The sequence below is a fragment of the Burkholderia sp. S-53 genome, assembly GCF_025560745.1.
GTDB lineage: Bacteria > Pseudomonadota > Gammaproteobacteria > Burkholderiales > Burkholderiaceae > Burkholderia > Burkholderia pyrrocinia.
In genome coordinates this window covers 3,437,943-3,451,595 of the sequence record NZ_CP090483.1, presented here as the reverse complement: position 1 = coordinate 3,451,595, position 13,653 = coordinate 3,437,943, and the positions used below count along the sequence as shown (strand labels likewise).

Below are 13,653 nucleotides of genomic sequence, written 5' to 3'. Positions count from 1 at the left end.
CGGCCCGACGGCCGTTTCGCTTACGCGTTTTCCGACAGTGCGTCGGCCTGGCTCGCGCGGATGCCGAGGCGCTCGAACAGCGCGCGGTCGCGCTGCGTCTGCGGATTGCTCGTCGTCAGCAGCTGGTCGCCGTAGAACATCGAGTTCGCGCCGGCGAGGAAGCACATCGCCTGCATCGCGTCGTCGAGCTGCTCGCGGCCGGCCGACAGGCGCACGACGGCCTTCGGCATCGTGATGCGCGCGACCGCGATCGTGCGCACGAATTCGAACGGGTCGAGCGGCGCGGTGCCTTCGAGCGGCGTGCCTTCGATCGCGACGAGGTTGTTGATCGGCACCGATTCCGGATACGGGTTCAGGTTCGCGAGCTGCGAGATCAGGCCCGCGCGTTCGCGGCGCGATTCGCCCATCCCGATGATGCCGCCGCAGCACACGTTGATGCCCGCGTCGCGCACGCGGTCGAGCGTGTCGAGGCGGTCCTGGTACGTGCGCGTCGAGATCACCTGGCCGTAGAACTCCGGCGACGTGTCGAGGTTGTGGTTGTAGTAGTCGAGGCCCGCGTCGGCGAGCTGCTGCGCCTGTTCGTCCTCGAGCATGCCGAGCGTCATGCAGGTCTCGAGGCCGAGTTCCTTCACGCCGCGCACCATCTCGGTCAGCGCCGGCATGTGGCGTTCCTTCGGGTTGCGCCACGCGGCGCCCATGCAGAAGCGGCTCGCGCCGTTCGCCTTCGCCGCGCGCGCGGCGTCGAGCACCGTGTCGACGTCCATCAGCTTCTCGGCCTTCAGGCCCGTGTCGTGATGCGACGACTGCGAGCAGTAGCCGCAATCTTCCTCGCAACCGCCTGTCTTGATCGACAGCAGCGTCGACAGCTGCACTGCGTTTGCGTCGAAGTGCTCGCGATGCACCTGCTGCGCGCGGAAGATCAGGTCGTTGAACGGCAGTGCGAACAGCGCGACGACGTCGGCGACACGCCAGCGCTGCGGGGCCGGTGCGGCCACGGGAATCGCGTCGGGTTGCACGGCGGCGGTCTGGGCTTGAGTCATTTCGTTTTCCTGTCCTGGGCGGGAGTGGGGATTCGGTTGGGTCAATGCTGCGCGGTGCGCAGCGACTCGACGAGCGCGGCGATGTCGAGCATCGCCGCGGCGGATTCGGGGGCGGCCGGCGTCATGTGCGGAATGCGGCCGATGAGCGGCGCGCGGTGCTCGCGCGCGAGCCAGTCGCGCAGCGTTGCGACGTTTTCGTCCGGATACGACATCGCCGGGTCGACGTGGTTCGCGACCCAGCCCGCGAGCGTGAGGCCGCGTTGGCGAATCGCGTCGGCCGTCAGCAGCGCGTGGCTGATGCAGCCGAGCCGCACGCCGACCACCAGCACGACCGGCACGCCGAGCGCGACCGCGAGATCGGCCATGTCCTGCGTGTCGTTCAGCGGCACGCGAAACCCGCCGGCGCCTTCGACGACGACGATATCCGCGCGCGTCAGCGCCTCGCGGTGGCACGCGACGATCGTGTCGATGTCGAGCGTCACGCCTTCCTGCGCGGCGACGATGTGCGGCGCGGCGGGCGCCTTCAGCAGGAACGGCGTGCGCAGTTCGGGCGGCAGCACGACGTTCGCGGCCGCGTCGAGCTGGTCGGCGTCCTCGTTGTGCCAGACGCCGTCGCGCTCGTATGCGCCGGCCGCGACCGGCTTCAGCGCGGCCGCGCGCAGGCCGAGCCGCGCGAAGCCGTGCAGCATCGCGGCCGACACGAAGGTCTTGCCGATTTCGGTGTCGGTGCCGGTGACGAAGAGCGAAAGGGGCGCGTTCATGCTGCGGCCTCGCTGGCTTCGATCAGCGCGGTTTCGAGCCGTGCGAGATCGTCGAACGAATGCGCGGCCGACAGCGACACGCGCAGCCGCGACGTGCCGGCGGGTACCGTCGGCGGCCGGATCGCGGGCACCCACAGGCCGTGCGCGTCGAGTGCGCGCATCGCCGCGAGCGTCGCGTCGTTGCTGCCGATCACGAGCGGCTGCACGGCCGTGTGCGAATCGACCGGCTGCCAGCGCGTGTTGCGCAGCAGCGCGCGGGTGCGCTCGATCAGCGCGGCGAGGTGCGCGCGGCGCGCGTCGCCTTCGTCGCCCGCGATTACCTTCAGGCTGGCCGATACCGCATGCGCGACGGCCGGCGGCGCGGCCGTCGTGAAGATGTAGCTGCGCGCGCGCTGGATCAGCCATTCGATCACGGTCTCGTGCGCGATGACGAAGGCGCCCGCGACGCCGGCTGCCTTGCCGAGCGTGCCGACGTAGACGAGATGCGGCGAACGCAGCGCGGCGGCCGCGAGTGCGCCGCGGCCCTGCGGGCCGAGCACGCCGAAGCCGTGCGCGTCGTCGACGACGAGCCAGGCGCCGTGGCGTTCGGCCAGCGCGACGAGTTCGGCGAGCGGCGCGAGGTCGCCGTCCATGCTGAACACGGTGTCGCTGACGATCAGTTTCGTTTCGGCATCCGACGCGTCGAGCAGCGCGGCGAGCGCGGCCGTGTCCGCGTGCGGGTAGACCTGCACGTTCGCGCGCGACAGCCGCATGCCGTCGATCAGCGATGCATGGTTCAGCGCGTCGGAGAAAATCGTCGCGCCTTTGCCGGTGAGCGCCGTCATCGCGGCGAGGTTCGCCATGTAGCCGGTGCTGAAGTACAGCGCGCGCGGCGCGTCGGAGAAGCCGCCCGCGAAGCCCGCGAGTTCGTCCTCGAGCGTCGCGTGCGCGCGCGAATGGCCGCCGAGCAGGTGCGAGCCGCCGCTGCCGGAGCCGTAGCGCTGCGCGCCTTCGCCGAATGCGGCGACGAGCGCAGGATGCGCGGCGAGGCCGAGGTAGTCGTTGCTCGCGAAGCCGACGATCTCGCGGCCGTCCACCGTCATGCGCGCGTCGCACGCGGTGTCGGCGATGCGGCGCACGCGGCGCAGCCCTTGCGTGTCGAGATCGGCGAGGCCGCGCTGCAGGGTGTCGAGCAGGGATGTCGTCGTCATGCAATCTCCGCGAGCGTTGCGTCGAGCGTGTCGCGCGTTCGCTGCGCGAGCCACGCGATGTCGTCGTCGCTCATCACGTACGGCGGCATCAGGTACACGGTCGTGCCGATCGGGCGCAGCAGCAGTTCGCGTTCGAGCGCGCGTTCGAAGAAGCGTCGCGAGAAGCCGCGCGCCGCGTCGCCGTCGAGCGCGACGTCGAATGCGAACAGCGTGCCGCGTTCGCGCAGGTGGCGCACCTGCGGGTGCGCATCGAGCGGCGCGAGCGCGGCGCGCATCGCGGCCGACTTGCGCGCGTTTTGCGCGAGCACGTCGTCGCGCGCGAACAGGTCGAGCGTCGCGACCGCGGCGCGGCATGCGAGCGGGTTGCCCGTGTACGAATGCGAGTGCAGGAAGCCGCGCGTCGTGTCGTCGTCGTAGAACGCCGCGAACACGTCGTCGCGCGTGAGCACGAGCGACAGCGGCAGGTAGCCGCCGCTGATGCCTTTCGACAGGCACATGAAATCGGGCCACACGCCGGCCTGCTCGCACGCGAAGAAGGTGCCGGTGCGGCCGCAGCCGACCGCGATCTCGTCGGCGATCAGGTGCACGCCGAATTCGTCGCACAGCGCGCGCAGCCCGCGCACGTACGACGGATCGTGCATCGCCATGCCGGCCGCGCACTGCACGAGCGGCTCGACGATCAGCGCGGCGATCCGGTCGCCGCGCTCGACGAACAGGCGCCGCACGTCCGCGAGCGCGCGGCCCGCGACGTCGGCGGCCGTCTCGCCCGGCAGCGCGCCGCGCGCATCGGGCGACGCGACGACGTGCGCATGGCGGATCAGCGGGTCGTACGCATCCTTGAACAGCGCGACGTCGGTCACGCCGAGCGCGCCGATCGTCTCGCCGTGATAGCTGTTCGCGACGCACACGAATTCCTGCTTGTTCGCGCGGCCGCGGTTGCGCCACGCGTGGAAGCTCATCTTCAGCGCGATCTCGACCGCCGACGCGCCGTCCGACGCGAAGAACGCGTGGCCGAGCGTGCGCGCGGTGAGCGCGTGCAGCCGCTCGGCGAGCTCGATCGCGGGCTCGTGCGTGCAGCCGGCGAGCATCGCGTGCTCGAGCGTGTCGAGCTGGTCCTTCAGCGCCGTGTTGATGTCCGGATTCGCATGGCCGAACAGGTTGACCCACCACGAGCTGATTGCGTCGAAGTAGCGCCGGCCGTCGCGGTCGTACAGCCACACGCCCGCGCCGCGCGCGACCGGGACGAGCGGCAGGCGCTCGTGGTGCTTCATCTGGGTGCAGGGATGCCAGACCGCGCGCAGGCTGCGCGCGACCCAGTCGTCGGTGGCTGGCGTACTCAAGGCAACTCCGAAGGGTAAAACGGCCGCGCGGCATCGACGGGATGCCGCGCGGCAGATTCCAAAACGCGCTGAGATTAGCGTGTTCCGCGACACGTTGCACTAGCGGTTACAAACGCCGCAAAGCCTTGCCGGGCGGGAGTTCGGTGCAGATCGGAGCGGCTCGGAACGGTACGGTTCAGATGCCCGGGAATGCGCGCAGATGACGACGTTCGAGTGAGACCCCCCGACAGAAAAAAATCGCGGGGCGGGGCGCGGCGCGATCGCGAAAAATCGGGGATCGAAGGAGGGCGCGGCGAAGCGGAACGATGCCGGGCGCGAACCGCGGCGGCGGAATGGTCAGCGGAATCCGGGGTGAGAGCGGGCCGCCGGAACGGCAGGAGGTGGCGTGATGGCGTGGCGATGGCGCGAACGCGCCGTATACGACAACGCGCGGCGACGCGCAATGCGATCACGCACGGAAGAAATGGTCGGGAAGCGGGAAGGAAGCGAAACAGGCGCGGCGTACGGCCCGCCGCGCGTCAGCGCGAAGCCAGCGCGCGCGCGTCGGTGTCGTGCGTGTTGGCGTCGCCGTTGTCGGCCGTCTGCGTCGTGTTCGTGTTCCACACGACGCGGTCGTTGACCGCATACAGCCGGCACGCGCCCGCGCCCTGTTTCGCGCAGTTGTCGAGCGCGAGCGCCATCGGGTCGTCGCCGCCTTCGGCCCACGACCACGCGCCTTCCGAGGACACCGCGAACGCGCGGCTCGGATGCTGGTTCAGGAAGCGGCGATAGCCTTCGCGGCCGGCTTCGTCGACATACGGCACGGCGTTGACCGCGTCGATGGCCGCATAGCCGGTGGCCTTCGGCTCGTGCGGGTTCGCGACCGCATAGCGCACCGAGGTCGGCAGGTTCAGCTTCTCGAGGAACGTGTTGACGGCCGGCCACCAGACCGGCACGCCGTCGCGATCGACGATCAGCCGGTGCGCGTCGTCCTTGTAGCGGCCGAAGTCGATGAACTGGGCCTGCGTGCCGTGCGACACGTACGCGTCGTGCATTTGCGCGACGAGCCCGGGCGTCCACACCGAATCGTTGTCGCCGTACAGCCACAGCGACCGCACGGCCGTGCGCGCGCCGTACTGGTCGAATGCGTCGACGAGGTTGCGCTGCCAGCCGTCGCAGAGATCCTGGCGCAGCCCGCCGGAGAAGTTGATGATGCCGCGCACGCCCGGTGCGGCTTCGGTGCCGTACGCGACCGACGCGAGGCCGCCGTGCGACGTGCCGGCGACGACGATGCGCGATGCATCGACGTAAGACTGGCGCGACATGTAGCGCACCGTCGCGTCGACGTCTGCCGCCTGCGCGAGCCCGTTCTTGCCGACGTTGCAACCTTCCTGCTGGTACGTGCCGCCCGAACCGGCGAAGCCCTGGCGGTTCGGCGCGATGACCGCATAGCCGCGGCGCACGAACTCGCGCGCGAACGCGAGCGGCCGGCTGCGCGGCTGCAGATGGAGATCGCCGGTGTTCTTGCCGTGGTTGAAGACGACGAGCGGGAACGGGCCGGGGCCGTCCGGCTTGAAGAGCGTTGCCTCGAGCGTGACGGAGCCCGAAGCATCGGCGGGAATGCGGAGGATTTGCTCGTTGAGGTCGGCCGCGACTTGCGGCAGGTTCGAGTTGCCGTAGTCGAAGCGTTCGGCGTGGGCGAGCGACCCGCTTGCGGGGCCGGTACCCGTATTGGCGTTCGGCAGCGTACCGGCCTGAGCGGCCGACAGCGTACAGGCCGCCATCCATCCCACCAACACCTTGCTGAACGCCATTCGTAAGCCCTGCCATGCAACTTGACCAATCTGACGGCCATCGTAGCCCGACAAAATCGGGTTGTGCAATGCGGGAATTACCCGGCGTCTGACACAGCAACTATTTATCAGCGTTCACTTACTTCGCCGTCGACATAGCGCCAGAAACCGTGCTCGTCGCGCTCGAAACGGCTTGTCTCGTGGAGCCGGTAAGCGCGTCCGCCAACCTTGTAGCGGGCCACGAACTCGACCTCCGCGTGCCGTTCGTCGAGCGGCGCATGACGTTTTACCGCGAGCCCGAGCCAGCGCGGCGCGTCGGGCGCTTCGGGGTCGGTGTCGAGATCGGGCGGGCAGGTGCGCGCCGCCCACGTCGCGCGCAGGTAGCCGGTCGCGCCGAGCACGTACGCGCTGTACCGCGAACGCATCAATTCGAGCGCGGTCGGCGCGGCTTCGCCGCCGTCGATGAAGCGGCCGCAGCAGGCCGCATAGCGCGGGGCCGGCGCTTTGCCGGCGGGAGCAGGGGACGCGCCGCCGCACGGGCACGCGTCAGGTCGGTTCAAAATCATGCGAAACGGGAATTAACGACGCTCGGTTGTTACCGCGGATTACCAGCTCAGCTCGATGCCGTCGTACTGGAAGAAACGGCCGTTCGCCTGCGACACGTCCGCACCGGCTTCGGCGATCACGCGGCGCATGCCGGTCACGCTGGTTTCCGGATCGATCGCGGCCTGCGCGCCGCCCATGTCGGTGCGCACCCAGCCGGGATGCAGCGAGATGCACGCTGCATGGCGCGTCTGCAGCGACGCGATGCGCAGCAGGTCGTTCAGCGCGGCCTTGCTCGCGCGGTACAGCCAGCCGGTCGTGCCGGTCGCCTCGGCGATGCTGCCCATCCGGCTCGACACGACGGCCAGCACGCCGCGCGCATCCTCGACGAGCGGCAGCAGGATCGGCAGCAACTGCATCGGCCCGCGCACGTTCGTGTGCATCACCGCGTCGAAATCCTCGGCGGTGATCGTCTCGACGCCTTCGGTGCGCGGCCCGTAGACGCCCGACACGAGCACGGCCGCATCGAGCCGTTCGCCGTCGAGCTTCCAGCCGAGCGCCGCGATCTGCTCGGGCTGCGCGATGTCGAGCGCATGCGCTTGCGCGCCGAGCGCGCGCAGCGCGGCGAGCGATGCGTCGTCGCGTGCGGTGGCGATCACGTTCCAGCCGTCGCGCCGGTATTGCCGGACGAATTCGCGGCCGAGGCCGCGCGATGCGCCGACGATCAGTACGGTTTTCATGTTCGCCGCTCCTTTGCAGTGCCGTGGTGACGGCGTCAGGTCAGTTCGATGCAGGTTGCCGTTGCGTCGCCGCCGACGCGGAGCGCGTGCTTACTCCGCGTCCGTGCACGGCTTCAGCGTATCGACCACCGCCTGCGCGACTTCGTTCATTTGCGCGGCATCGGCGACGACCATGTCGTTGTCGGGTGCATGCTCGCCGCCTGCGGTGAGCGCGGCGACGCAGCGCTTGTAGGTTTCGTCGAGCGCCTCGAAGTTCGACACGGCCATCCCGAGGTTGCGCATCCGGCCGTCGTGCACGCCGTACACGAGCCCGTGCACGGTGAGCGACTGGCCGCGCGCCCATGCGTCGTTGACGATCGTCGTGCGGCACACGTTGACGACCTGCTCGATCGCGTTCAGCTCGATCAGGCGGCGATAGCGCGCTTCGCCCACCGGCCATTCGTCGAGCAGCGCCGCGTGGCGCTCGCGCACGTCCTGCACGTGATGCAGCCAGTTGTCCGCGAGGCCGACGCGGCGGTTGTGCAGCGCCGCGTTCACGCCCGAGCAGCCGTAGTGGCCGACGACCATGATGTGCTTCACGCGCAGGATGTCGACCGCGAACTGGATCACCGACAGGCAGTTCAGGTCGCTGTGCACGACGACGTTCGCGATGTTGCGGTGGACGAACACTTCGCCCGGCGGCAGGCCGATGATCTGGTTCGCGGGCACGCGCGAATCCGAGCAGCCGATCCACAGATATTCCGGCGCCTGCTGGTCGGCGAGGCGCGTGAAGAATTCGGGATCGTCGGCGAGCTTGCGTTTGACCCACGCGTCGTTGTTGTCGAACAGGTGTGAAAGTGGGTTGTCTTGGGTGTTCATCGGTGTGGATTCCGTGTGCGGAAATCAGGTCGATATCGGATTCGGTGTAACCGGCGTCAGGCGGCGCGCTGCGCGTCGCCTTCGCCGTCGTTCTGGTCCGTCGCGCCGAAGCGCTCCGGGTAGCGCACGCTGAAGCGCAGCGCCGCGTCGTACGGATAAAAATCGGGCAATTCGCCCTGCAGCAGCTTGTCCTTGCTTGCCTGCCACAGCGCGGGATCGAAAAAGTCCGCGTGATGCTTCATGAACACGCCCCGCACGCGCGGGTCGCCGAGCAGGAACGGCCCGTAGGTCTCCGGAAAGATGTCGTGCGGGCCGACGGTATACCACGGTTCGCCGGACAGCTCGTCTTCCTCGTTGCGCGGCGGCGGCACGCGGCGCACGTTGCAGTCGGTCAGGTACTCGATCTCGTCGTAGTCGTAGAACACGACGCGGCCGTGGCGCGTGACGCCGAAGTTCTTGTACAGCATGTCGCCGGGGAAGATGTTCGCCTTCATCAGCTCCTTCACCGCGTTGCCGTACTCCTTCACGCCGTGCTCGATGTCCGCGTCGGTGCCGTTCTGCAGGTACAGGTTCAGCGGCGTCATCCGGCGCTCGATGTACAGGTGCCTGATCACGAGATTGTCGTCCTCGTATTCGAGCAGCGACGGCACTTCCTTCTCGAGCTCGCGCACGAGCGCATGATCGAGCCGCGCGAGCGGCAGCGCGACGCTCGAATACTCGAGCGTGTCGGCCATCCGCCCGAGGCGGTCGTGGCGCTTCACGAGCTGGTACTTCTCCATGATCTGCGCGCGCGTCGTTTCCTTCGGCGGCGGGAACTGATCCTTGATGATCTTGAACACGTACGGGAACGACGGCAGCGTGAACACGAGCATCACGAGGCCCTTGATCCCGGGCGCGATGATGAAGCGGTCGCTCGAATGCGACAGGTGGTGCAGCAGGTCGCGGTAGAACAGGTTCTTGCCCTGCTTCTGCAGGCCGACCGACGTGTAGATCTCCGCCTTCGGCTTGCCGGGCATGATCGTGCACAGGAAGTCCACATACGCGGACGGCACGCCCATGTCGACGAGGAAATACGAGTGCGAGAAGCTGAAGATGATCTGCAGCAGGTCGCGGCGCAGCAGCACGGTGTCGAGCGCGAGCAGGCCCGGGCGCACGTGGCGGATCGGCACCGCGAACGGCAGCACGCGGTCGGCATTGATGATGCGGCCGACGATGTATGCGCTCTTGTTGCGGAAGAACAGCGACGACAGCACGTGGATCTGGAAATTCGGCGCTGCGTCGAAGTGGCCGAACTCGTCGTGGATCGCCTGCATCACGCACGCGATGTCGCGCGAGAGATCCTCGAACGGCGGGTCGAGCTGGAAGTTCGTGACGATGCGTTCGAGCGTGACCGCGAGCCCGTCGGTGCCCGGATAGTACGCACGATAGGTCGGTTTCGCGGCCGGCTCGTCGTTCTCGAGATACTCGGTCGAGATCGCCGGGCGCACGAAGATGAAATCGTTGCTGAAATACGAGCGGTGCAGGATCTTGCAGCACACCGAATTGAAGAACGTCTCCGCGCACTCGGGCTGGCGATGCGACGTGAGCAGGCCGATGTAGTGCAGCTTGATCTGCTGCCAGACCTCGTCGTCGATGTTCTCCGCGTCGTATTCGTCTTCCAGCACCTCGACGCATTCCTGCACGCGATCGTCGTACGACGTGATCCGCTCGCGCGCGAGCCGCTGCAGCCCGTGCCAGTCGGTGTGCTCGAACAGCGTCTTGGCCTCGACGGCCGCTTCGCGGAAGATCCGGTAGTGGCGATCGAAGTATTCGAGCATCGTCTGCGCGACGTCGAAACCGATCTGCGACGACAGCAGTTTGGGAAAGTGATTCATCGCGTGCAGGCTCGTTCAGGAGGGGCTGTAAGCACTCGCCATTTTAGCGCCCAAGCGGGCGGTTCAAAGACTTTGCGGCGACGCGTGGCCGGCCGGCAAGCGGCGGGTTGTCCGTCGTTGGGCGCCGTTCGGTGCTTCTTCGCGTAAAGATACGGGTACGGAACCGATTCTGACACGAACTTTTTTTGACGGACCGATGGCCGCCGGGCACGCGTTTCGCGCGACGGCGATAGAATCGACGCACCGCCTGCCGCGGCTTGCCGCTGGCGCGCATTTGCACAGATAACGACGAGACGCCCCACCGATGAACGCACTGGAACACCAACTCGACTATCCCTTCGCCGACACGCTGCCCGCCGCGGGCGACACGTTCGAGGTCGCGCCCGGCGTGCGCTGGCTGCGCATGCCGCTGCCGTTCTCGCTCGACCACATCAACCTCTGGCTGCTGCGCGACGAGATCGACGGGCAGGCCGGCTGGACGATCGTCGATTGCGGGATCTCGTCGGACGCGATCCGCACGCACTGGGAGCAGATCTTCGACACGCATCTCGACGGCCTGCCGGTGCTGCGCGTGCTCGTCACGCATTGCCACCCCGATCACTTCGGCCTCGCGAACTGGCTGTGCGAGGGCGGCGACAAGGGCCGCTGGAACGTGCGGCTGTGGATGACGCTCGGCGAATACATGTTCGGCTGCCTGATGGCGGCCGGCAACGGCTCGAACGCGGGCGGCGCGGCCGCCGCCGATCATTTCGCGCGCCACGGGCTGACCGATCCCGCCGCGCTCGACAAGCTGCGCAACCGCCGCAGCTACTACTCGGATCTCGTGCCGGCCGTGCCGCCGCGCTACCGGCGCCTGCGCGAAGGCGACGCGGTGACGATCGGCGCGCGCACCTGGCGCGTCGTCACCGGCTACGGCCATTCGCCTGAACATTGCGCGCTGCACAGCGAAGCGGACGGCGTGCTGATCTCCGGCGACATGGTGCTGCCGCGCATCTCGACGAACGTGTCCGTGTTCGACCTCGAGCCGGAAGCGAACCCGCTCGCGCTGTACCTGCAGTCGCTCGGCCGCTACGAGACGATGGCACCCGACACGCTCGTGCTGCCGTCGCACGGCAAGCCGTTCCGCGGCGTGCGCACGCGCATCGTGCAACTGCGCGAACACCATGACGCGCGGCTCGACGAAGTGCGCGTCGCGTGCGCGGAGCAGCCGATGAGCGCGGCCGACATCGTGCCGATCATGTTCCGCCGCCGCGAGCTCGACATCCACCAGATGACGTTCGCGCTCGGCGAGGCGCTCGCGCACCTGAACCTGCTGTGGCTCGCGGGCGAACTCGTGCGCGCGCAGGGCGACGACGGGGTCATTCGCTTCGTGCGGCATTGAACGTGCATGCCGGCGGTAGCGTATCGGGCGCTTTTGTAGAATTCCCGGTATTCGAACTCGATACCCGTCGCGACCCATGCCACGCAATATCTCCCTCGCCGACGTCATCACGCTCGCGGAAATCCGGGCGCTGGCCGATCCGCAATCCTTTGCGCGCGGCAAGGCCTATTTTCACGACGGCGTCGTCTCGAGGCTGACCGAGCGCGGCGGCGTGCTGTCGGCGACCGTGCGCGGTACGTATCGCTATCACGTCGAGTTCGCGGTGAGCGACGACGGCGGGCTGGGCTACGCGTGCAATTGCCCGGTCGGCGACGAAGGGGCGTTCTGCAAGCATGCGGTGGCGGTCGCATTGTCGTGGCTCGAAAACAGCGGCGAGGAGGTCTTTCACGACGAGACGCCCGAACCACCCGCGCGTTCGCGCCGCAAGCGCAAGACCCATGCGGAACTGATTCGTGACTACCTTGAGACGCTCGACGAGGATGCGTTGCGGAATTGGCTGCTCGACGCGGCCGAGCGCGATCGGTCATTGCGCGACAGGCTGCTGTTCGACGCACGTGCCGCGAATGCCGGCGACGCGGCAAGCCTGCGCGCCGCCGTCCGGCAATTGACGCGCGTGTCGCGGCCGCTCGGCTGGGATGAAGCGCACACGTACGGAGAGGCCCTGTTCGAAGTGGCCGACATGCTGCGGCGGCAGTTGGCGGGCCCTCATGCCGCGCAGGTGGTCGAGCTGGCGGAACTGGCGATTGCGGACGCCGAAGCGAGCCTCGAACAGATCGACGACTCGGACGGCAGCGTGGCGCCCGGCATCGAAGAACTGACCGGTGTGCACCTCGATGCGTGCGTCCAGACGCGGCCGGAGCCGATGAAACTGGCCGAACGCCTGTTTCGCCTGCAGGTCGACGGGCAGTGGGATACGTTTCGCGGCGTGCTGCCGGCCTATGCGGAACCGCTGGGCGATGCGGGATTGCGCCGCTATCGGCAACTGGTCGAGCATCAATGGGCCGCGCTGCCCCCGCTGCCGGCCGGGCGGGACGGTCGGCGCTCGTACGATTCGGTGCGCTTGAATCTCGAGCATGCGATGGAATCGCTGGCGAGGCACGACGGCGACGTCGACGCGCTGATTCGCATCTGGTCGAAGGATCTGTCCGCGTCGTACCGATTCGCGCAGATCGCGGAATTGTGCGCGGAGCATGGCCGTTTCGACGAAGGGCTGGCGTGGGCCGAACGCGGGATGCGCGAAACGAAGGATCGGCACGACGATCGCCTGCTGGGCTTCTGTATCGACGAGTATCTGCGTCGCCGTGCATTCGATCGGGCGGGCGAACTCGCGTGGCAACGCTTCGCGCACCATCCGACGGCAGACGCATTCCGTGCGCTGATGAAGGTTGCGAAGGCGACGAAGCGATGCGACGTCGTGAGGGAGCAGGCGGTTTCGCATCTGTTGTCTCTTGCGCGGAAGCAGGAAACGCAGGCGGGGACCCGTACCGCTCGACGATATTGGGAGCCGTCGGCGCGTACCGAACTGGTGAAGCTGCTGCTCGCGGAGCAGGACAACGAAGCGGCGTGGGGCGCGTTTTGCGGCGGACCGGTCTCGACCGCGGTCTGGCCGGCGATGGCGGCGGCGCGTGCGAAGACGCATCCGGACGACGCGATCGCACTCTATCATCGGTTTTTACCGGTTGCGGTCGAGCATGGCGGTGGCAGCGCGCGGTACGACGAGGCGTTCGGCATCGTGCGCGATATTCGCGCTTTGCGGGTCGCGCATCGCCAGCAGGCGGCATTCGACGCGGAGCTCGACGCGATTCGCAAGGATTACCGGGCCAAGCGCAACTTCATCAAGTTGCTTGCGACGCTCGATTCGTGATCCGGCCGGCCGGATCGGAGGACATGGCGATGAATATCGATCTCGGCGCCGTTGACGACGCCGTGCTTGCGCTCCTTTATTTGACCCTGCACGACCGCAATCGCGCCTGGAAAACCTTCGATTGGGCTGCATTGAATCGACTGCATGAGCGCGGCTTGATCGGCGATCCCGTCAACAAGACGAAATCCATCATGCTGACCGATGAGGGCTTGAGAGAATCGGAGCGGCTTTTCATGCGGCTGTTCGTCGATTCCGGCGCTACGCCGACAGGCGACCCACGATGATCTTCA

Annotated in this window: 12 protein-coding genes; 3 read left to right on the top strand and 9 right to left on the bottom strand. The window is 67.8% G+C overall.

The window, feature by feature from the left end; genetic code table 11:
- Positions 1-20: 20 nt before the first annotated feature.
- The 9 genes from bioB to aceK all read right to left on the bottom strand — a co-directional run bounded on the left by bioB (position 21) and on the right by aceK (position 10,118).
- Complete coding sequence (gene bioB, locus LXM88_RS21015; protein ID WP_047899165.1) at positions 21-1,040, bottom strand: biotin synthase BioB; 1,020 nt, start codon at positions 1,038-1,040, stop codon at positions 21-23.
- Positions 1,041-1,081: 41 nt separating this feature from the next.
- A complete protein-coding gene (gene bioD / locus LXM88_RS21010; protein ID WP_262537364.1) occupies positions 1,082-1,801 on the bottom strand; it encodes a dethiobiotin synthase in 720 nt (239 codons plus the stop codon).
- Complete coding sequence (gene bioF, locus LXM88_RS21005; protein WP_262537362.1) at positions 1,798-2,991, bottom strand: 8-amino-7-oxononanoate synthase; 1,194 nt, start codon at positions 2,989-2,991, stop codon at positions 1,798-1,800. Before bioF ends, bioD begins: the two co-directional genes overlap by 4 nt.
- Positions 2,988-4,331 (bottom strand): adenosylmethionine--8-amino-7-oxononanoate transaminase, encoded by a 1,344-nt coding sequence (gene bioA / locus LXM88_RS21000; RefSeq protein ID WP_262537359.1) that lies wholly within the window; start codon positions 4,329-4,331, stop codon positions 2,988-2,990. The genes bioF and bioA overlap by 4 nt, the downstream gene beginning before the upstream one ends.
- Positions 4,332-4,849: 518 nt before the next feature.
- Positions 4,850-6,124: a dienelactone hydrolase family protein gene (locus LXM88_RS20995; RefSeq protein WP_262537356.1), complete on the bottom strand. Its 1,275-nt coding sequence runs from the start codon at positions 6,122-6,124 to the stop codon at positions 4,850-4,852.
- 107 nt (positions 6,125-6,231) lie between these two features.
- The gene (locus tag LXM88_RS20990; RefSeq protein WP_174382646.1) at positions 6,232-6,669 is read right to left on the bottom strand and encodes a YchJ family protein; all 438 of its coding nucleotides are present in this window, start codon (positions 6,667-6,669) and stop codon (positions 6,232-6,234) included.
- A gap of 39 nt (positions 6,670-6,708) precedes the next feature.
- On the bottom strand, positions 6,709-7,386 hold the full coding sequence (locus tag LXM88_RS20985; protein WP_262537352.1) for an SDR family oxidoreductase: 678 nt from the start codon (positions 7,384-7,386) through the stop codon (positions 6,709-6,711).
- Between the two features lie 90 nt (positions 7,387-7,476).
- Complete coding sequence (gene can / locus LXM88_RS20980) at positions 7,477-8,244, bottom strand: carbonate dehydratase (RefSeq protein WP_262537349.1); 768 nt, start codon at positions 8,242-8,244, stop codon at positions 7,477-7,479.
- A gap of 56 nt (positions 8,245-8,300) precedes the next feature.
- Positions 8,301-10,118 carry a bifunctional isocitrate dehydrogenase kinase/phosphatase gene (gene aceK, locus LXM88_RS20975; protein WP_262537347.1) on the bottom strand — a complete coding sequence of 606 codons (1,818 nt, stop codon included), beginning with the start codon at positions 10,116-10,118 and terminating at the stop codon, positions 8,301-8,303.
- Positions 10,119-10,422: 304 nt separating this feature from the next.
- On the opposite strand from aceK, the gene LXM88_RS20970 reads away from it, so the two are divergent.
- From LXM88_RS20970 to LXM88_RS20960, 3 genes are all read left to right on the top strand, one after another.
- Entirely contained in the window at positions 10,423-11,499 is a 1,077-nt protein-coding gene (locus LXM88_RS20970) for an MBL fold metallo-hydrolase (protein WP_262537345.1), read from the top strand.
- Between the two features lie 76 nt (positions 11,500-11,575).
- The gene (locus LXM88_RS20965; RefSeq protein ID WP_262537343.1) at positions 11,576-13,363 is read left to right on the top strand and encodes an SWIM zinc finger family protein; all 1,788 of its coding nucleotides are present in this window, start codon (positions 11,576-11,578) and stop codon (positions 13,361-13,363) included.
- 29 nt (positions 13,364-13,392) lie between these two features.
- Positions 13,393-13,647 (top strand): DUF6429 family protein, encoded by a 255-nt coding sequence (locus tag LXM88_RS20960; RefSeq protein ID WP_262537340.1) that lies wholly within the window; start codon positions 13,393-13,395, stop codon positions 13,645-13,647.
- Positions 13,648-13,653 lie beyond the last annotated feature (6 nt).